This is a genomic window from Clostridium cuniculi, from assembly GCF_004353185.1.
GTDB lineage: Bacteria > Bacillota > Clostridia > Clostridiales > Clostridiaceae > Clostridium > Clostridium cuniculi.
The window spans coordinates 18,214-39,064 of the sequence record NZ_SMUS01000032.1; the positions used below are offsets into that span (position 1 = coordinate 18,214).

Sequence of the window (20,851 nt, forward strand, 5' to 3'; positions counted from 1 at the left end):
CCAGCAACGGCTAGTCCGTGCCGTCGCCTTTCGCTTCGCACGTCGCCGTCCCGTCCTGCCTTGCTTGTGCAAGAGAGCCGATAGTCTGCAAAAAGTCATGTCCTTTCGGGACTAAAGGCGTGTAAAATTCGCTGATAACGCTTGTTCCCACATCACAATAGCCACGCCCCTTGATACGCTTCTGGAAAAACTGCTTTTTCACATCTGAACCAAACAGCATACCGTAACCTAATTCGCTGATACGCCCAAGTCCCACGCGGAAATTGAAGTTATCTCTGATACCGTCCGAGAAATACTTTGCGTCTGGACGCTGGCAGGCAACGATAAGGAAATATCCTGCTTGCCGTCCTAACATAACGATTTTCTTTAACTGGCTAAGTAAGCCCACGCTTTCTTTTGTCCCCAGCATTTCAAAAAACGCCACATATTCATCAAAGATAAGAAAGCAGGGTGGCAGTCCCAGATAAGCGTAGTTTTCGCCCGTCTTATAGTTCGGGTGTCGCTTCATTTCCTCACTTCGCTGTACCATACCCTCATAAAAGGCATTGACGCAATCAATCATTTTTTCTTTGGTGTGATACACATTTTCCATAACTGTCCCTAAGTCTGCTAAGTCCGCATTTTTCGGGTCTAAGATGTAAAGGACAGCGTTGGTATGCAGTAAGGCTTCAATGAGCGTCAGCAGAAAATAGGTTTTACCGCCACCAGTCCCACCAGCAATCAGAGCGTGAGGGAGTGCGTCATATTCCCAGACAAGATTTTTCATCAATTTAAGACAGCCATTTTCTGCCCGTACTTCATCAATAGTAATGCGGTTCGCTATCATATCATAAAGCAGGGTATATTCGATATAACCGTCATGTAAGGTCTTGTCGGTCAGCTCACAATATAATCCACTTTCCAATTTATCCTCTAACCGTAAAAGCTGGTCTTGATATTTTCCCAGCGTAATTTCACAGCGGATATGAAGCAGTCCCTTTTCCATTTGATAATAAATCTTTGGAAACCAGACGATTTTTTCCCTTGATCTGCTTTGCAGGTCAGTAAAAAAACCGCTGTCTTGTACGGTATCGGCTTCATACCACTTATTTTCCAGTATCATTCTCGCCAGCTTTTGACGGTGCAGGAGCTTCTTGAAACTGTCGTAACAGAAGCGGTAATACAGAAAAGCGACCAATGCACAAACACCAGTCGCTATCAGTATGGTTATGAAGTTGTAAGGGGAAAGCGTCAAGCCGTTCTCTAACAAGCTGAAATGCTCCCAGTCGGTACGCATGAGCTGTTTGATATTCAGTAGCAGGAGAACCGCCACGAATAAAAACAGAAGCGTCCCTATGGAAAAATGGTAGACAAGGTGCTTGTCGCTGGCTCTGATACGGTGTCCTCTATTCCAAATCTTACGCATAAATCATTCACTCCTTTCTGGGTACGAAAAAAGCAGTCAATCATATAGACTAACTGCTTTGTAAATGTTGCAAGATATAATCATAAATCTGCATTTTTAGTTATATTAAGGTCGCACATATAATGCCAATTACACCAATAGCCAAAAATAACAGTCCAATACCTGCTGATTTTTTACGTTTTTCTAATTCTTTTGAGTTGCTTTCACTCATATTTACAATAGGGTATTTTCTTCTTCCGATTAGATACATAAGCAAACCACTTGAATTATTCCCACTCATTGTAAATACTCCCCAAAATTTAGGGTGCTTTAATCCTCTGGCTGTTGCGTCTATAACAGTCATATGATAAATCTGAAACACAACACAAAACGCTCCTACAAGTGCAACTGCTCCACAAATTACCGCTAAAACTATGTTCAAATTCATAACAAAATATCCTCCTTAAAATTTTTTGATTATCTGGTAAAGTAATGCTGATGAAGTGATAACCATAAGACAAAATATTCCAACTAAGAAATAACGGTTATCTGGTATAAACATATTTAATGCTATCAGCAATGCTACGACAATGATATTTACAATAATTGCCCATATCATTTTTTGGTTGCTTTTTACAACATTTGTACTTTCTTCTAAATGTTCAATCATTTTTTCATCACCCTTTAGCAATTCGTCAAGACTTATAGAATATAGGTTGCTCAACTCTATTACATTGATAATGTCTGGGTAAGATTTTTCATTTTCCCAGTTTGAAATTGTCTGCCTTGATACATTGATTTTTTCTGCAACATTTTCTTGTGTCATTCCAGACTGTACTCGTGCATTTTTAAGTTTCTTACCTATTTCCATATTCCGATTGCTCCTTTCGGTGTCATTGTCATATATTAACCCTCAAATGTCTATCCAATATCTTCGACAAATCCTTTTTTTCCTTGTCAAAATTATTTTACATAGCTTAAATACGGCTCTTTTGGCTCATTATACTGTAATTTCAGAGTATAATCTATGACCTAGATTTATTTTTTCGTCTGTCCCTGCGGTACATGGTTCTGTGGATTGCCTGCGTTCTGATTGCCTTTATTCTTCAACACAATATCCTCTGCCTTTACATACCAGTCCACATCTGCACCACCAAACGTCTTTCTTGATACCGTATCGGCTACGGGATTGACAAGCTCTACAACTGCATTGTACGGAAATTCCCTTAACGGCACTTCTGGCGGTACGGACACGGGGATAATTCCACCATGCAGACTACATTTCAAGTCATAGATACGCTTTTTAAGCTGGGTACTCGGTGTCCCGTCCTCATTCTGCATAAACACATCACGCACCGCTGTAAATTTTAATTCGCCAAATGTTTTCTCTTTGTCAATAACAAACCCGTTTGATAATCTCATAAATTCTTCACTCCTTTACTTTTCTTCAACTGCTACAATATCATCAGCAACTAATACATAATCGGTATGTCCCATATCCCCGATTGCGTAACCTCTGCCGTACAACTTCGGATTGACAAGTTTTACTTTCTGTTCATACTTGAACTTCTTTTCGCCAGCCTGCACGGGAATTTCCACTACAACATTTTCGCCTTTCTGTACGTCAGAATAAAGGTTATAGCTTCGTCTGGCTAAGACCCTGCGGTTATTTTTATCTCTTTCAAAGATAGGCTCGCTTTCTCCTGCAAATTCAAGAGTTCCAAAAGACTGTGCCATATCTGGCACGACATATTTCATTTCCATAATGTTTTACCTCGTTTCTTTCTATTTTGATAAATTGATTGTAATTTCTTATTCTGGCGGTTTGGGAAGTACCAGCAATCCCCCAGATAGTAAAGGGTAAAATCAATGCTTCGCACCCTTGACTATCCGTGTTCTTGCAGGTTGGTGGCAGACAAGCCAGAATAAGCAAAAGTCTGCCGTTTGACAGCTTCGGCGGAGAGCGTGATTTTTCTTTCATCATACCGTTACCGCCTTATGATTTCTTCATTTTACGGCGTTTGTAAAGATATGTTCCAGCCAGTCCACCAGCAGACGCAAGCAACATCACAAGAAATGCCATTACATTTGTACTGTCGCCCGTTTTGGGACTGTCGCTCGGTCTGCTCGGCTTTTCTGGTATCTGTGGTGTTTCGGGTTTCTCTGGTTCTTCTGGCTTTTCCTTAAAGGTAATCGTCTGTCCCTTATCCTCAATATCCTTATGCTCGGTAACTTTCTTCGGCTCGTCTGGATTGCTTAAATCGTACAATTCTTCAAAAGTTACAAGCTGTTTACCGTCAAGAGAAGTAGCGTCAAACGTAAAAGCAACTTCCACTTTCATAGTTTCGCTGTCAGCAGTAAACGTATAATCATTTTCCACACATTTTCCATTGATAAGAAGTTCTGCATTTTCTTCTTTCAACATCTGCCAGCCCACAAGTTTGTACTGTGTACCAACTTCTAAGCCCTCTAAGGTTACGGTATCAATGATTGTAACGTTTTTTCCAGCTTCAAGCTCTTTGTTGCCGTCCTTATTCGTAGCAGTCGTATGAATTTTGATGATACGCTCTGTGATTAAAACGGTCTGCCCGTCGTCCTCAATGTCTTTGTGTTCCGCAACTTTCACGGGTTCGTCTGGATTGCTCAAATCATACAATTCTTCAAAGGTAACAAGGTTCTTGCCACCTAAAGCAGACGCATTGAATGTATAGGCAATTTCCACTTTCATTTCTTCCTCATCAGCGACAAAGGTATAATCATTTTCTGCACGTTTCCCGTCAATGATAAGCTCGGCGTTTTCCTCTTTTAACATCTGCCAGCCTTTGAGCTGATATTTTGTGCCTTTTGTAAGTCCGTCTAATTTGACAGTATCAACAATCGTAATCTCTTTTCCTGCAAGGATAGTCTTTTCGCCGTCCTTGCTGGTCGCTGTGGTATGGATAGAGATTTCTTTTTCGTATTCATCAGTCAGCGTTCCTAAATCAATCAAAAGATTATTTCTTGATACCACGATTTCAAAAGGTGGGATAAGTTCAAAGCCTTTGTTGCTTTCAGAGCGTAATTCCTCAATGACGTAAGTATCGTAAGGTAACGCACCTTTGCTGTCGTCTGGTTCAGAAGTTCCAAACCACACACCGTCCTCGCTGGTCTTGCCTGCGTTGGTATTGTGCTTATGAGAAGCCCAGTCAGCAGAAGTGGAGAACTGCCCGTTATTGTCAGTTACCACGATATGACTTTCTCCTGTCGTCTTGCTTGTGATCCTAAAGGGAACATCAGCAAGACGCTTGTGTGTGCCTGCACCGATTTTTACACCCTCAATATCTCCACGCTTAATCTGATTATAGATAGAATGGGCTTTGTCGGTTAAGTCCACGATTTTTCCATTTTCTGTGATTGTAAAATCAATCGGCTTTGCACCGTCAGTTAAGTAACCGTCGGGAGCTTCACTCTCAACAATACGGAATTTTCCATAAGGTAAGAGGTCAGCAGAAGTAGAAGCGACACCCTCAATATCGGTACGAATTGTCTTTACCACTTCATTTTTCTTGTATAGCTTGCCCTCAACCAAAACAGAATTATCATTTAAGGAAATGATGTCAAAAGCAGTATCTTTCAAGGTTGCACTTCCTTGTGGCTTCATATCGCCCGTTTCTAAATCTCGCTTCTGAATTTTCACACCGCCACGGATAACCTTGTCTGATACGGAAAACTGGTTACTTCCAGATAATACGGCAAGGTCGTCGTCCTCGGTAATCTGTGTTACATATAAGCCCTTTATCTGTTCGGACTTATCGCCAGCCTGCATATATGCACCCTCTAACAAGTAGCCGTTTGGAGCTTTTGTTTCTTCTATGGTTAGTGTCCCAAGTGGAAGAACGGCTTTTCCGTCTTGCATATAGAAGCTGTCGCCAGACACCTTGTATGCGTCCGCTAATTTTGTGATGTAATGAGTTGTCCCGTAGCTGTCTGTTTCAGCGATTGTCTTTGTAACCCATGTTCGAGTAGCTTCGGCAGGGAGATTGTCTTTGTTATAGAAGCCAGCATAATACTTCCATGTAAATTCCGCACCTGCTAAAGAAGCGTTCCCTTGCGGATTGTCTTTCTTTGTTTCCATATCTATCTTGAAAAGCTCAATCAAAGTGTCCGTTACTTTTGGCGTATCAGATACGTTCAAAGTCGCCGTCTTTCCAGCTTCAATCTTTAAGGAATATACAGTTTTATCTACTTTATATCCTGCTGGTGCGGATAATTCCTTGATATAGACTGTGCCTGCTTTTACCTCTGCAACATCTGTATTTCCGTTTTCATCAGTCGTAAGGGTGGCAAGCTGTTTCGTGCAGTCCTTATCAGTAAAGACACCATAGGTCGCACCAGCGATTGAGTAATTCCCGTTACCGTCTGTAATGCTGGCATTACTGGAAGTCTTTTTAAGTTTCGCATTTCCAACATTCAGCTTCGCCCAGAATTGCCCCAATTCCTGCCCCTCGCCAGAGTAGATATAACCGCCACATTCATAGCGTCCTTTATTTTCTTTGACAAAGGTTCTTGCACCAGAGAAAACTTCGTCCTGCGTTGCCTTTGGAATTTCATCATAAGAAGCTCGCACGTTATCGCATTGCCAGCCAAGATGTACGCTCAATCTCTGCCAGACTACACATTGTTCCAACAGATAGACTTGCTTGTAGTTCAGTTCCTTGTGAGCTTCGCCATACTGTTTGACATACTCTAAGGATAACGCCACATCTGAAATCTGGTTGGCATTCATGCGTGAGCTTGCGTCAGCTCTGGTCTTGTAGCCATTCCTAAAATCTGTGTTAATGTCGATACAATAGGCTGTTTTGCCCTCAACTTTCATCATGCCCTCATTGAATGTCGAGCCGATAGAACCGTCATTCATTACTTTTTCAATGATACCGACACGCTCTGCACTTTCTGTCCAGTATTGCTTACTTTCTGCATGAACGGGTGTAGTCGGTAAAGCAGTAACGATAGTTGCAAGAGCTAAGAAGCCCGTACACAATCGTTTCAATGTCTTTTTCATAAATTTTAATACTCCTTTCATTTTTGGTATAAAAATAGACGCTCATTTCTGAACGTCTATAACATACGAGTATCTTGATTTCTAGTGATAAATGATTTATAGTTTGTTTGTAATGTTTTCTGATAAATTAAAGCTTTAAATTAGCCTTTGTTGCTAACAACCTGCTAACACTCTACGGTGTATGAGGGTACACCAGAGAGTATCAACAATTAAACATAACAAGCACTTATGCTTTAATTTACGGCATTAAACGCTCCCAAGAGGATAATCGAACTTCTAGCTACCACGGTTCGCAGAGAACTCCTAAGGGATAGATACAGGTTCGATTCCTGTTGGGAGTACCATGTATATAAAAAAACGACTTACCAATTAAGTTAAGTCGTTTTTTTATTTAATAAAATATATTAAAGTGTAAAATATGGTTTTTTACTGCAAAATATTACAAAATATAGTTAAAAATATGAGCTATAACATATAAGAGTAAGTAAATAATAATTATATGACGATAAATTAATCAAATTAAAACCTATAATGAAATTTAAGTTTTTTAAGGCCTTTTAGGGCTTTTTAATTTTTTTCAAAAAATAGTATTATAAGATTGCTTCAGATAAATTTACCAGGAGATGAAAATAATGAGAATAAAAAAAGAGTGGGCAATTTTACTTACAGTATTACCAATGACATTTATGACCACATTAGATAGTAGCATAGTAAATGTAGCTTTACCTACTATGGCCAAAGAGTTAAATACCAGTATGGCAGGAATAGAGTGGGTAGTTACAAGTTATTTAATAGTTATATGTGCAACTATATTATTATTTGGTAAATTAGGGGATATTTTAGGAAAGACTAGAATATTTAAATTTGGGATAGGGGTTTTTACTATAGGATCCTTACTTTGTGGGTTTTCAAATACATTATTTATGCTTATATTATCTAGAATAGTTCAGGCTATAGGAGCGGGAGCTGCTATGGCAACTAATCAAGGAATTATAACTGAGACTTTCCCACCAAATGAAAGAGGTCGTGCTCTTGGGATGACTGGTACAGCAGTAGCACTTGGAACTATGGTAGGACCAACATTAGGAGGGCTTATAGTTTCAATTGCACCTTGGAAATATATTTTTCTTATAAATATTCCAATAGGCATATTAGTTTATATTGGTGTTATTAAAATTTTACCTTTTAAGAAAAAAGCAAGCGATTTTAAAATTGATGTTAAAGGAAGTATATTATTCATGATTTCTATAACATTATTATTTACATCTATAAACTTTGGACAAAGTTTAGGATTTACAAATATGTTTATAGTAATGTCATTTATAATTTCATTAATTTTATTTGCCATATTTATTAGAGTTGAAAAAAATTCTGATAATCCTATGTTAGATATAAAAATATTTAAGAATAGACTTTTTTCATTAAGTATATTCTGTGGATTTACATCATTTATATCAATAGGAGCAGTAAATATAATTTTACCATTCTATTATCAAGATGTATTATCTTTAAGTCCAAGCGCAGCTGGACTTATGATGACTGTATCGCCAATAATATTAGCAGTAGTAGCACCATTAAGTGGATATTTATCAGATAAAATGGGAAGTGAAAAAATATCTGCATTAGGTTTATCTATTCTGTCTATAGGAATAATTTCTTTAGTTCTATTTAATGTTAATACACCTCTTATAGTAGTGGGAATTTTAGTTGGATTACTTTCACTAGGTAGTGGAATATTCCAGTCTCCTAATAATTCATTAATTATGTCTACGGTTGAAAAAAATGAGCTTGGAATAGCTGGAAGTATAAATGGATTAGTAAGAAATTTAGGAACAACTACTGGAATAGCACTTTCTACAAGTATTTTATATAGTAGAATGAGTAGTAAGTTGGGATATAAAGTTTCTGGATATGTAGATGGTAGAGCAGATGTATTTGTATATGCAATGCGATTTGTATTTATAGGAATAGGAGTAATATGTTTAATTGGAGCAATTTTAAGTGTAATTAGAGTTGTTAAAAAATAAAAAAATAAATTTTATAGAATAGGTTTATCTTTAGCTAAAAAGTACCTTAATAGAATAGATTTTTTAGGATTTATTCTATAAGGTACTTTTTTATTATATATTATTATTTAGATTTCTTTTCTAAAAAGTCTTTTGATTTTTCTAATATTATTATTACTACTCCACCTATAATGAAGAATATCCAACTAAAGCTTGAAAGATCCATCGCTGGCTTTGGAATTTCTAATGTTGTAGGGCCCATAAATACTGCATAGATTGAGCCAAGCATTAATCCTAGGATTAAGTAGATCATTGCAGATCTATATTTATTTAATAAAAATTTGATTATTTTTATAGTACTTAATATTCCTACGATAACACCTAATCCAAATATTATAAGTACTGGTAAGTAAGAAAAGTTTAAAGATAAAACTTCTTTTATTGCACTTATAATTCCTGTATAAAGACCAAATATTAATAATAAGGTTGAGCCTGATATACCAGGTAGAACCATAGCTGAAATTGCAATCATTCCAGCAATAAATACAAATATACAAATACTAAAGTTTAAATGCCCTAATGAAAGATTTAATCCACCATTTGACCCTGATGGGTTAAAATACGTAATTAAAACAACAATTAAAGCTCCGATTATAGTAAATATAATATTTTTGTATTTACCAACTAAAGAGTCCTTTTCTTCTCTCATTATTAGTGGAATTGCAACTATTATAAAGCCTGTAAACAATGAACTTATACTATAAATATGTTCATCAAATATAGAAGATAATATTAGTACAGATAATACCATACCTACTATCCAACCAATTCCTAATTTGATTAAGAAGATTAAAGACCTTTTCTTATCATCTGCACTATTTTTTGATATTAAAGAATTTAATGAACCTATGAAATCATCATAAAATCCTAAAATAAAAGCAATAGTACCCCCCGAGACTCCAGGTACACTATCGGCTAGAGCCATAAAAAAACCTCTGATAAAATTAATAATAAACACAATATCACCTCAAAATAAATATGTTAAGTATAAAATAAATATACTAAATATATAGAATACTCAGTATAATTGTATAAAAATTATATTATAAATACGGAAAAAATACTAAACATTTTTTCTGAAAAAAAATGTAAATTTTATGTTTATTTATTGGTAAATTATATCATACGTTATTACTATTATGATATAATAAAATATCAAAATATTATATTAAATTACTAGGAGTGTGATTTTTTTGGAACCCAGTCAAGTGTGGCAGATAATAGTACTTATAATTTTACTAATATTGTCTGGATTTTTTTCAATGTCAGAAACAGCACTTATGGCACTAAGCAAAATAAGAATAAGACATATGGTGGAAGATGGAGTAAAAGGAGCTAAATTAGTTGAAAAGCTAACAGAAGACCCAAATAAGTTGTTAGGAGCCATATTAATAGGTAATAATATAGTTAATATATTAGCTTCATCACTAGCTACAACATTATTTGTTTCATTAGTTGGACCAAGTGGTGTTGGAATAGCAACTGCAGTTATGACTGTATTAGTACTTATTTTTGGAGAAATAACTCCAAAATCAATAGCAAAGCAAAAATCTGAACAAGTATCATTAAAGGTAAGTAAGCCAATAAACATAATAGTAAAACTATTTAAGCCGTTTATAGGGATATTTACTTTTATATCAAGTGGATTTATAAGATTACTAGGAGGAGATCCAAAGGCAAGCGAGCCATTTATAACAGAAGAAGAATTAAGAACGATGGTTGGTGTCAGTGAAGAAGAAGGTGTCCTTGAAGATGTAGAAAAGGAAATGATATTTAACGTATTTGACTTCGCAGATTCACAAGCAAAGGATGTTATGGTACAAAGAGTTGATATTGTAGCAGTTGATTCTGAGGCAACTTATGAAGAAGTATTAGATGTTATAAAGACGGAACAGTTTTCAAGAATTCCAGTATATAATCAAACTATAGATGATATAGTTGGGATACTATATGTTAAAGACCTAATTATAGCAGGACAAAATAAAGATGGATTCAAAGTTACTGACTATATGAGAGAACCTTACTATACATTTGAATTTAAGAAAATCAAAGAATTATTTAATGAAATGAAAAAGACAAGAAACCATATTAGCGTAGTTTTAGATGAATATGGTGGAACTGTTGGAATAGTCACTATAGAAGACCTAATTGAAGAGGTTTTTGGTGATATAGAAGATGAATATGATGATTATAATAATGAAATAGAAGTAATTAAAGAAGATGAATATATTGTAGATGGAAGCGCAAAGTTAGATGATATAAGTGAGTTAATTGGAGTAAATATGGAGTCAGAGGAATTTGATTCTGTTGGAGGATTAATAATAGGTGAATTAGGTCGATTCCCAGAAAATAAAGAAGAGGTAAATCTAAATAATATTAGATTTGTAGTAGAAGAAGTAGATAAAAACAGAATAAAAAAAGTAAGAATTTACACATAAATTAATTTAAAATTATAGGGGTATAAAAAGTGGTGAGTGACAAATATGAGATAGAAAGGAATTTGTCATTTGCCATTTTTAGTTTATATAAAAATTAGAAAGTTAAAAATAGGCAATAGCTAAGGGAGGGCTAAATAATGAATTATATGGAAATTGCTTTGGAGGAAGCAAAAAAAGCCTATTCTAAAGGAGAAGTTCCTATTGGGGCTGTTATAGTAAAGGATGGGCAGATAATAGCTAGGGCACATAATTTAAAGGAAACTCTAAAGTCTGCAATAGCACATGCTGAAATTTTAGCAATTGAAGAGGCAAGTAAAAGAATTGGTGATTGGCGATTAAATGGAGCTGAAATGTATGTCACATTAGAACCTTGTTCTATGTGTGCCTCTGCAATAGCGCAGGCTAGAATATCTAAATTACATATAGGAACATTTAACAAGGATATGGGAGCATGTGGAACAATATTAAATATTTTGGACTATGATATTTTTAATTCCTATGTAACTATAAATTGGTGTTATAATAATGAGTGTAGCGAATTAATAAGTAAATTCTTTCATGAGAGAAGAAAATAAAGTTAAATCAAAAGGGGAGAAGGTAAGAAAATGAATCCAGTAGCGTTTGAAGTTTTTGGAATGCCAATAAGATGGTATGGAATTATTATTGCAAGTGGAGTTTTGATAGCGTTTTTCGTATCATACTTACTTGCAAAGAAAAAAGGATTAGATTTTGATATTATTACAGATGGATTCTTATGGAGTTTTCCATTTGCAATAATTGGTGCTAGACTATATTATGTTGCTTTTGAATATAAGAATTATCATTCATTTATGGATGTAATAAACATAAGAAATGGTGGTATGGCGATACATGGTGGACTTATTGGTGGATTATTAGTTGCATATATATTTACTAGAGTAAAAAAGATAAATTTCTTTGAATATATTGATGTAATAATTCCTGGAGTTATATTAGCTCAGGCAATAGGTAGATGGGGAAACTTTATGAATCAAGAAGCACATGGAGGACCGGTTTCAGAAGCTTTTATAAGTAAATTTCCACATTTTATACAACAAGGGATGCTTATAAATGGAACATATTATCATCCAACGTTTTTATATGAATCTATATGGAATTTAATTGTTTTTGCAATATTAATATTTATTCTTTATAAAAAGAAAAATCAACATGGAATTGTTATAGGTAGTTATATGGTTCTTTATTCTTTAGGAAGGTTTTTCATAGAAGGATTAAGAACAGATAGTTTAATGTTCTTTGGATTAAGAACAGCACAAATAATTAGTTTAATTGGTATAGTTGTTGGAGCTATAATAATATTCATAGCAAATAGAAATAGTAAGAAAAAAATTATATAATTAATTAAAAAAAGTGGAGTAGCCTTAAAAAACGGTATCTCCACTTAATTTATTTATGGAAAATTTATAAAGAAAATCTTTTTATTGAACTACAATAATATTTATGTTAAAATGAGAAAGTATCAATACTAGATATAAAATAAAAATAAATTATTTTTTGAATTTAGTTTTATTTTACGGTATGGAGAGATGTCCGAGTGGTTGAAGGAGCACGCCTGGAACGCGTGTATAGGGGAAACTCTATCGTGGGTTCAAATCCCACTTTCTCCGCCATAGCCGTGCTAGATGGGGAGTTAGCGGTGCCCTGTAACCTGCAATCCGCTACAGCAGGATTTAATTCCTCACCTAGGCTTTAATCTGTTTGGTCTGCCCTATGCAAGTGATGTTGAGGGCCGGGTCCCACGCGACGTAAGACTGTGAACCTCGTCAGGTCCGGAAGGAAGCAGCGATAAGCAGCCCCTGCGTGTGCCGTGGATCAATCTTGCCTGAGTTAACTACATAGGTAACGCTTATAGATTACTGTCGAAGTGAGGTGCACGGTTTTAAATTATCCTTTCTTTTAGAAAGAAAGGCTTTTTTAATGTTTATAATGAATTTTATTTAAATTATACTGATGATTAAAAATAGAGTAAGTCTAGTTATCATCATAGAATTTTATTAATTATGGTTACTCTTCAATAGGATTAACAATATAGGACAAAAAAACAATAGGACAGAAAAATAGGGAAATTTCGCTAGAAATATCCCTATTTTTCTGTCTTTTTTTAAATATAAATAAGACAGAAAAGGGTTTTAAAATCAATGTAATAATATAAATTTACCAGCAATAATTCTAATTTATGCAAGTCAAAAGTATAAAAAATTGCATTTTATATAGAAAAGTATTGTAAAATTATATTAAAATGAAATATAATAGAAATATAAAATGCAAAAAAATTTGAGGGGGCTATTTAAAATGAGAAATTTTCCAACTTCAATGATGACACAACATCCAGATAATGTAGAAAAATACATATCAATACAACAAGAACCTACAGAAGCAATAGAGGGATTAACGCCTCAAGATAAAGGCGGACTTGGAATAGATGAAATAATGATAGATTTTGAAGGTAAATTAACTCCATATCATCAAACATCTCAAGTTGCATTGGGATTAATTGGTAATGATGTTATACCGGGAAAGGATGTTAGAATAACTCCTAGAATACCAAATGCAAATAAGGAGTCTGTATTTAGACAATTAATGAGTATAATGTCTATTGTAGAAACAAATGCACAAGCTTATCAGCTTACAGGTATACAAGCTATTAGAGAAGTTGTAGTTCCAATGGTTGAAACAGGACAAGAAATTTCAGAATTCCAGGATAGAGTTAATTCTGTTATAGAACTAGGAAATAAGAACTATCCAGTAAAATTTGAAGAAAATAGTGTAAGAATAATTCCTTTAGTAGAGGATGTTCCGGCATTAGTTAACGTTGATAAAATATTAGATGAATTTTATCATATATCAGAAGAGAAAGGTCATAATATAGATTACTTAAGATTTATGATAGCACGTTCTGATACGGCTATGTCATATGGATTAATATCAGGAGTTCTTTCTGTTGTTATGGCTATAGATAAGGCATATAAATGGGGTAAAGAGCATGGGGTAGAGGTAGCTCCTATATTAGGATGTGGATCCCTTCCATTTAGAGGTCATTTTACAGGAAGAAATATAGATAAAATATTACAGACTTATGCTGGGGTAAAAACTTTTACTTTCCAATCAGCATTAAGATATGACCACGGTGAAGAAGAAACTAAACAAGCTGCTAGAGAGCTTAAAGAGAAAGTTGATATGTATGAGCCTAGAAACTTCTCAGAAGAGGATATAGCGTTAATGAAGGAGTTTATAGGAATATTATCTAAACACTATTTAACGACGTTCTTAAAGGTAATAAATACTGTTTCATTTGTATCTGACTTTATTCCAAAGAATAGAGATAGATTAACTAAAGCTAAAACGGGATTAGAATATAATAGGGAAGTTGCTAATCTTGACAATATAGCAAACTTAGTAAGTAATGAAGAGTTAAAGAAAGAAATATTAAGCATAGATAATTCTGTTGAATATGCTGTACCAAGAGCAATATCATTTACTGGAGCTATGTATACATTAGGTATGCCACCAGAGCTTTTAGGTATGGGTAGAGGTCTTAAGGAAATAAAGGATAAATTCGGACAAGAAGGAATAGATAAATTATTAGAATTCTATCCTATGTTAAGAGAAGACTTAGGGTTTGCAGCTAGATTTGCAAATGCTGGAGTTAGTAAGAGAATAATTGATGAAACTGCAAGACAAGAATATAAGGAAGATATGAAGTATGTTAATGAAATATTAGATTTAGGATTAGACTATGAGTTTATGAATGATAATGAGTTCTATCATACTTTATTAAATACTACAAGACCAATAATAATGCATTTAATAGGCTTAGAGTCTGATATAATTGAAAGTAAGACAGAAGAGTTAAAGATTCTAAATGAATGGATTATTAGAATGGGTAAAGTTAGAGGAAGTATTGGATAAAATTAATGATTAAATAAAGAAAAGTCGGCTAAGCCGACTTTTTTGTTTTTCATTAAATATATTATTTTCTTACTAAATCAACGAATTGATATTTTAATCCGTTCTTTTCACAAGTAAATATTTCTGATTCAAAATCCACAGAAAACTCTTCAGAATCTATCTGTGGAAAACTTGTATCTCCATCAAAAGATTTAAAAACTTTTGTTAAAAACAACTTATCCACATTGTGGATAAGTTGTGCGTAAATTTCGCCTCCACCTATAATAAATGCGGTTTCAGATGAGTTTTTATATTTGTTGATAACTTTAGACAAACTGTGGATAACTTCTACATTCTCATTATCCACAGTATAACTTTTATCTCTTGTGATTATAACATGTTTTCTATTAGGTAAGACACCTGGTAAAGATTCAAATGTTTTTCTACCCATTACTATTGTGTTTCCTGAAGTAATTGCTTTGAATCTTTTTAAGTCTTCAGGTATATGCCATAAAAGCGTATTATCTCCACCTATAACATTGTTTTCTGCTACAGCCACTATAATAGAAAGCATTAAACGGATACCTCCATTTTTATTGCTGGATGATATTTATAATCTATAAGTTTAATATCATCTGCTGTAAAGTCATAGAAGTTAGTTATTTCAGGATTAATCCAAAGCTTAGGAGCTTCATACTCATCATTAGCTCTAGTTAATTGAAGTTTCATCCCTTCTACTTGGTTTTCATATATATGTGCATTATTAATTACATGAGTAAATAAACCAGGTTTAAGTCCTGTTACTTGTGCAATTAAGTGAACTAGCACTGCGTACTGTGATGTATTAAATGGTACACCTAGTGGTATGTCTCCACTGCGCTGTACAAGCATACAATTTAATCTACCATCAGTAACATCCCACATAGTCATGAAACAACATGGTTGAAGAGTCATATGGGGTAGATCTTCTATATTCCACATAGTCATAAGCATTCTTCTATCTTGAGGATTTGTTTTTAATGTCTCAATAAGCTTATCAATTTGATGGAACTTAGATATTTGATAGCCATATCCCCTACCAATAGTATTATTTTCATCAACCCATTGATCCCAGATATGAACATTTTGCTCTTGTAATTTAGTTACGTCATTAGATTGATCCTTGTAAATCCATAACATTTCCTTTACAGCGGTTTTAAATGCTACAAATTTAGTAGTTAGAATTGGAAATTCCTTCTCTAAGTTAAATTGCATTACTTGATGAGGTAATTTATAGGTTGGCATACCAGTTCTATTGTTGTCATAGTAACCATTATTTAAAATGTCTTCTACTATGCTTAAGTATTTTTTGTCATATAGACTCATTTTAACACCTCCTAAAATGTATATTATCTATTTTACTACAAAATTCTTATATAAAAAATGAAGAAATTTATATAAAAAAAATCATATTAAACCTAAAAGAATAGAAAAATAGCGAAAATAGTTAAAAAGTTAACAATTAAATGTAAAATAAATACAATAAAATGTTAAAAAAATAACAAACAAAAAGAGGTGAATATTTTCATAGGTAAATAGCGCAGAAAATAATTTAAGAAAGATGTATAAAAAATGAATAAATATACGAGTGGAAGATTTGGGTTCATTCATATTAGTATATGCAGTTTTTTTTATAAATAATATTATGTAGGGTTTAAATTAATAAAAGGGGAAAAATCTTTAACTATTAATAGAATTTGGGTATAATAAAAAATAAGCAACTACGCAAAAGAGAGGTGAGTATAGTGGCATATACGGCTTTATATAGAGAATGGAGACCAAGGACATTTTATGATGTTGTAGGTCAAGAACATATTACAACAACACTAAAGAATCAAATTTTAAATAATAGAATTGCTCATGCGTATCTTTTTTGTGGAACTAGAGGAACAGGAAAGACCTCTACAGCAAAAGTATTTGCAAAAGCACTTAATTGTCTTAATTTAAAAGATGGAGAACCTTGTAATGAGTGTGAAATGTGTAGAAAAATAAATGAAGGTTTGGCTATAGATGTTACAGAACTGGATGCAGCTTCAAATAATGGTGTTGATAAAATTAGAGATATAATTGATGATGTTAAATATCCACCACAAGAAGCAAGATATAAAGTTTACATAATGGATGAGGTTCACATGTTATCGGCAGGTGCAGTTAATGCCTTTCTAAAAACTTTAGAAGAACCACCTAATAATGTAATATTTATTTTGGCTACAACAGATCCACAAAAGTTACCTATTACTATTCTTTCAAGATGTCAAAGATTTGATTTCAAGAGAATAAATAATAGTGATATAACAGCAAGGCTTAGAAAAATAGTAAACGATCAAAATGTTTTAGCAGATGAAAGAAGTTTAAATTTAATTGCTAGAGTTTCAGATGGTGCAATGAGAGATTCATTAAGTATATTAGATCAGGCTATTTCTATGGGAAATGGAAATGTTGATTATAATACTGTAGTAAGTATGTTAGGCTTAGTTACTAATGAGCATCTATTTAATTTAGTTAATGCAGTAATTCAAAGAAGTGTAGAAAAAAGTATTGAAATTATAGAAGATGTAATATATTCAGGAAAAGACATATATTTATTTATAAAGGATTTAATTGCTCATTATAGAAATTTACTTATGGTTAAGGTAACTAATAATCCTGAAGAAGTATTAGATATGTCAGAAGAAAATATTGCTTTAATTAAGGAACAAGGGGCACGTTTAAGAGCAGAAGAAATAATGAGATGTATAAGAATACTTCAAGAGGCAGAAAATAATGCTAAGTTAAGTAAACAAGCAAGGTTATATTGTGAGTTAGCCGTTATTAAAATGTGTAAGATAGAGTATGATACATCAAATGAAGTAATGTTAACTAGGTTAAATAGGCTAGAGGAAAGTTTAAGAAATGGTAGTATTAAAGTTGCTACTGCATCAAAAGAAGTTACACAGATAAGTAATAGTAAACAAGTTAACACTATGCCTAATAACAAGGTAGTTAAGGAACCATATAGTAATGCAGGAAATGTTGGTGAAAATCCAGACTCTAAAATTACTATAAATGATGTTAAGAAGTCTTGGAAAGATATAATAGAAAGATTTAAAGCTAGAAGAGAAATGATAATAAGTTCTTTAATTATGATAGGAAAGCCAGTAGATTGTTCTAATGGATTAATTACTGTGGAATTTGATAGTCAAAATGAATTTGCTAAGAATAGATTAAGTGAAGCTAAAAATAGAGATGTTATAAATGATGTTTTCTTTGAAATATTTAGAGAAAAGGTTAAAGTTAATTTTGTAGTTCAATCTGACGATAATAATGGAAAAAGTACAGAGGATATTTTAAGAGAGACATTAGGTGATGAGCTAATTGATTTTATAGATGAATAAAAGTATATAGCTACTTTATTCTAGTAAATATTAAAGAAATGCTATATAATAAAAAATAGATTTAGTTATTTAAAGGAGGATATTTTATGGCAAGAGGTGGATTCCCAGGAGGTTTCGGGGGAGGAAATATAAATAACTTAATGAAGCAAGCTCAAAAGCTTCAAAGAGATATGGAGCAAGCACAAAAAGAACTTGAAACTAAAGAGTTTGAAGCATCAGTTGGTGGTGGTGCTGTTCTAGTTAAAGTTAACGGAAAGAAAGAAGTTTTAGCTATAAATATAAAAGAAGAAGTAGTAGATCCAGATGACGTTGAAATGTTAGAAGATTTAGTGCTAAGCGCAGTTAATGAAGCACTAAAGAAAGCGGATGAAGAAACTTCAAATAAGATGGGTAAATTAACTGGTGGTTTAAACATACCAGGGATGTTCTAGGACATAGGGGCTGTTTTTTTAAACAGTCCTTCATTTTTGAAAAAATACTGTAAAGTAATACTTTTTTAGTAAGAAAATAATAGAAAGTGGTGTAATTATGGATTTTTATCCAGTGGCTATAGAAAAATTAATTGAAGAATTTGCAAAATTGCCAAGCATTGGTCAAAAGACGGCACAAAGACTTACATTGCATGTTTTGAATTTACCTGAAGAAGAAGTTAAGGAGTTTGCTAATGCATTAGTAAAAGCTAGAGGAACTATAAAGTATTGTTCTGTATGTGGAAACTTTACTGATAAAGACCCTTGTGCAATATGCGGAAATCCTAATAGAGATAAGAATGTTATTTGTGTTGTAGAACAGCCTAAAGATATTATGACAATGGAAAAAGTTAAAGAATTTAATGGTGTATATCATGTTCTACATGGAAATCTTTCTCCAATGCAAGGTAGAGGACCTCAAGATATTAAAATAAGAGAACTTGTTGCAAGAATGAGTGCAGATGTTAAGGAAGTTATAATTGCAACTAACCCAAATGTTGAAGGGGAAGCAACAGCTATGTATATATCAAGAATACTTAAGCCATTAGAAGTTAAAGTTACAAGAATAGCATCTGGTTTACCAGTTGGTGGAGACTTAGAATATGCTGATGAAGTAACACTTTCAAAGGCTCTTGAAGGTAGAAAAGAAATTTAAAAAACGTCTTTATAAATTAGAATTAAGAGTTGCCTTTGGCAACTCTTAACCATTTTACACAAAAGAAGTGTAGTTCAAAATTTAATTTCTTAATTTAAATATTATTTTAATAATGATATGCAACACCAATACTTCCAGGACCTACATGTAATCCTATAATAGGGCCTATTGATTGAGTTTTTACATTGTCTAATCCTAAGCTACTTTTAAGTCTATCAGCAAGTTCTTGACCTTCAGATTCACAGTTTATATGGTGAACAATAATACCTTTTATTGGTGACTTTGAATTTTGTTCTAAAATAGTATTAACTATTTTATCAATAGCTTTTTTCTTTGTTCTTACCTTAGTAAATACAGTAGTCTTTCCATCTTCAACTGTAAGTATAGGTTTTATTTGAAGCAGTGAGCCAAATAAAGCTGCAGCACCACCAATTCTACCACCTTTTTTTAAGTAGTCTAAAGTTTCAGGTACGAATATAAATTTACTATTTTCTATAACATTTTTGGCAATACTTACTACTTCATCTAAAGATTTATTTTCATTTGCTGCTTTAGCTGCCTCTAATACAGCAAAACCAGCTTGCATGCAATTACTTCTAGAATCTATCATTACTATTTTAGCAGTTGGATAATTTTCAAGAATCATATTTTTTACTAAGTTTGATGTTGAAAATGTACCACTCATATCTGAAGATAAAAATATTCCTACAACATCATGACCATCTTTTACTAGAGATTCTACCGTACTATATAATTCTTCAACACTAGGTTGGGATGAAGTTGGAATAGTCGGAGATTTAGCCATTTCATTATAAAACCAATCATTTGATAAGTCTGTTTCTCTATAACTGTTACCGTTAAGTAAAACGTTTAAAGAAGCTATAGAAACTTTATATTTATCAGTGTATTCTTTGGGTAAGTAACAAGTACTATCTGCTATTATTTTTACGCTCAAAAATAAACACCTCCTGTTAAATTTAACATTATTTAAGGTATTATATCAAACAAATAAAGTTAAGTACAGAAAATATATGTTAATAATTTGAAACTATGAATATATATATAAATATATTTTGAATAAGATTCTATTAATGTGGAAAGTATCTAAATAAGTACTTTTAGGAGGTAGAATATGAACATAAAAAATGTATTAAGTCTAATTTTAGTAAAATATAATAATGATGATAGAATTAGTGAGAAGGTACTAGAAGAAATACAGGAATCTATTAGGGAAATGGAAGCTGCAGAATCTATGTTCAATAGTGTTAATGATCCAAAACTAATAGAAGCTGCAATTTATAGAGAAGAGGCTGCAAAGAAGAAATTTGACTATTTACTATCTATAGCTAAAGAACAATATTCAAGACAAAAAATAGAATCAAATGAAGAAATGGAAATATAATGAATATTGTTATATAATATAAAATAATATAGTATTGTATTATTTTATATTATAT

Annotated in this window: 19 protein-coding genes, 1 tRNA gene and 1 other RNA gene; 11 read left to right on the forward strand and 10 right to left on the reverse strand. The window is 33.0% G+C overall.

Translation table 11 applies throughout. The features are described 5' to 3' along the window. Nucleotides 1–10 precede the first annotated feature (10 nt). The 6 genes from EJJ37_RS14725 to EJJ37_RS14755 form a co-directional block, all read right to left on the reverse strand. Complete coding sequence (locus tag EJJ37_RS14725) at nt 11–1,405, reverse strand: FtsK/SpoIIIE domain-containing protein (RefSeq protein ID WP_003423037.1); 1,395 nt, start codon at nt 1,403–1,405, stop codon at nt 11–13. A 100-nt stretch (nt 1,406–1,505) separates the two neighbouring features. Beyond that, nucleotides 1,506–1,832 (reverse strand): hypothetical protein, encoded by a 327-nt coding sequence (locus EJJ37_RS14730; RefSeq protein ID WP_003423033.1) that lies wholly within the window; start codon nt 1,830–1,832, stop codon nt 1,506–1,508. A gap of 15 nt (nt 1,833–1,847) precedes the next feature. Continuing rightward, on the reverse strand, nt 1,848–2,255 hold the full coding sequence (locus EJJ37_RS14735) for a helix-turn-helix domain-containing protein (protein ID WP_003423032.1): 408 nt from the start codon (nt 2,253–2,255) through the stop codon (nt 1,848–1,850). 167 nt (nt 2,256–2,422) lie between these two features. Beyond that, nucleotides 2,423–2,806 carry a YdcP family protein gene (locus EJJ37_RS14740; protein ID WP_003423022.1) on the reverse strand — a complete coding sequence of 128 codons (384 nt, stop codon included), beginning with the start codon at nt 2,804–2,806 and terminating at the stop codon, nt 2,423–2,425. A 15-nt stretch (nt 2,807–2,821) separates the two neighbouring features. Further along, complete coding sequence (locus tag EJJ37_RS14745; protein ID WP_003417601.1) at nt 2,822–3,148, reverse strand: YdcP family protein; 327 nt, start codon at nt 3,146–3,148, stop codon at nt 2,822–2,824. A gap of 232 nt (nt 3,149–3,380) precedes the next feature. Then, nucleotides 3,381–6,425 (reverse strand): SrtB-anchored collagen-binding adhesin, encoded by a 3,045-nt coding sequence (locus EJJ37_RS14755; protein ID WP_021401955.1) that lies wholly within the window; start codon nt 6,423–6,425, stop codon nt 3,381–3,383. 632 nt (nt 6,426–7,057) lie between these two features. On the opposite strand from EJJ37_RS14755, the gene EJJ37_RS14760 reads away from it, so the two are divergent. After that, a complete protein-coding gene (locus EJJ37_RS14760) occupies nt 7,058–8,452 on the forward strand; it encodes an MFS transporter (protein ID WP_133016294.1) in 1,395 nt (464 codons plus the stop codon). Between the two features lie 103 nt (nt 8,453–8,555). Here EJJ37_RS14760 and EJJ37_RS14765 read toward each other — a convergent pair whose 3' ends face one another. Next, the gene (locus EJJ37_RS14765; RefSeq protein ID WP_133016295.1) at nt 8,556–9,449 is read right to left on the reverse strand and encodes a DUF368 domain-containing protein; all 894 of its coding nucleotides are present in this window, start codon (nt 9,447–9,449) and stop codon (nt 8,556–8,558) included. Between the two features lie 235 nt (nt 9,450–9,684). On the opposite strand from EJJ37_RS14765, the gene EJJ37_RS14770 reads away from it, so the two are divergent. From EJJ37_RS14770 to ppcA, 6 genes are all read left to right on the forward strand, one after another. Further along, a complete protein-coding gene (locus EJJ37_RS14770) occupies nt 9,685–10,929 on the forward strand; it encodes an HlyC/CorC family transporter (protein ID WP_133016296.1) in 1,245 nt (414 codons plus the stop codon). 137 nt (nt 10,930–11,066) lie between these two features. Then, nucleotides 11,067–11,504, forward strand: a complete 438-nt coding sequence (locus EJJ37_RS14775; protein WP_133016297.1) for a nucleoside deaminase — start codon at nt 11,067–11,069, stop codon at nt 11,502–11,504. Between the two features lie 30 nt (nt 11,505–11,534). Further along, on the forward strand, nt 11,535–12,305 hold the full coding sequence (gene lgt / locus EJJ37_RS14780) for a prolipoprotein diacylglyceryl transferase (RefSeq protein ID WP_133016298.1): 771 nt from the start codon (nt 11,535–11,537) through the stop codon (nt 12,303–12,305). Between the two features lie 183 nt (nt 12,306–12,488). After that, nucleotides 12,489–12,578: transfer RNA gene (locus EJJ37_RS14785), tRNA-Ser, on the forward strand. Between the two features lie 3 nt (nt 12,579–12,581). Beyond that, an RNA gene (gene ffs / locus EJJ37_RS14790) (signal recognition particle sRNA large type) lies at nt 12,582–12,845 on the forward strand. A 415-nt stretch (nt 12,846–13,260) separates the two neighbouring features. Beyond that, a complete protein-coding gene (ppcA, locus tag EJJ37_RS14795; RefSeq protein WP_133016299.1) occupies nt 13,261–14,877 on the forward strand; it encodes a phosphoenolpyruvate carboxylase in 1,617 nt (538 codons plus the stop codon). A gap of 61 nt (nt 14,878–14,938) precedes the next feature. Here ppcA and EJJ37_RS14800 read toward each other — a convergent pair whose 3' ends face one another. Together EJJ37_RS14800 and EJJ37_RS14805 are read right to left on the reverse strand one after the other, a co-directional pair. Continuing rightward, nucleotides 14,939–15,430 (reverse strand): dihydrofolate reductase, encoded by a 492-nt coding sequence (locus tag EJJ37_RS14800; RefSeq protein WP_133016300.1) that lies wholly within the window; start codon nt 15,428–15,430, stop codon nt 14,939–14,941. After that, nucleotides 15,430–16,221, reverse strand: coding sequence for a thymidylate synthase (locus EJJ37_RS14805; protein ID WP_133016301.1), 792 nt, complete (start codon nt 16,219–16,221; stop codon nt 15,430–15,432). The genes EJJ37_RS14800 and EJJ37_RS14805 overlap by 1 nt, the downstream gene beginning before the upstream one ends. Before the next feature lie 419 nt (nt 16,222–16,640). On the opposite strand from EJJ37_RS14805, the gene dnaX reads away from it, so the two are divergent. The 3 genes from dnaX to recR all read left to right on the forward strand — a co-directional run bounded on the left by dnaX (nt 16,641) and on the right by recR (nt 19,394). Continuing rightward, on the forward strand, nt 16,641–18,269 hold the full coding sequence (gene dnaX / locus EJJ37_RS14810) for a DNA polymerase III subunit gamma/tau (RefSeq protein WP_133016302.1): 1,629 nt from the start codon (nt 16,641–16,643) through the stop codon (nt 18,267–18,269). Nucleotides 18,270–18,355: 86 nt separating this feature from the next. Further along, complete coding sequence (locus EJJ37_RS14815; protein ID WP_133016303.1) at nt 18,356–18,700, forward strand: YbaB/EbfC family nucleoid-associated protein; 345 nt, start codon at nt 18,356–18,358, stop codon at nt 18,698–18,700. Nucleotides 18,701–18,797: 97 nt separating this feature from the next. Next, nucleotides 18,798–19,394, forward strand: coding sequence for a recombination mediator RecR (gene recR, locus EJJ37_RS14820; protein WP_133016304.1), 597 nt, complete (start codon nt 18,798–18,800; stop codon nt 19,392–19,394). Between the two features lie 106 nt (nt 19,395–19,500). On the opposite strand, the gene EJJ37_RS14825 is transcribed toward recR, so the two are convergent. Next, a complete protein-coding gene (locus EJJ37_RS14825) occupies nt 19,501–20,349 on the reverse strand; it encodes a DegV family protein (RefSeq protein WP_133016305.1) in 849 nt (282 codons plus the stop codon). Nucleotides 20,350–20,526: 177 nt separating this feature from the next. Between EJJ37_RS14825 and EJJ37_RS14830 the strand changes: the two genes are divergently transcribed. Next, a complete protein-coding gene (locus EJJ37_RS14830; RefSeq protein WP_133016306.1) occupies nt 20,527–20,796 on the forward strand; it encodes a DUF2508 family protein in 270 nt (89 codons plus the stop codon). The last annotated feature ends 55 nt before the right edge of the window (nt 20,797–20,851 follow it).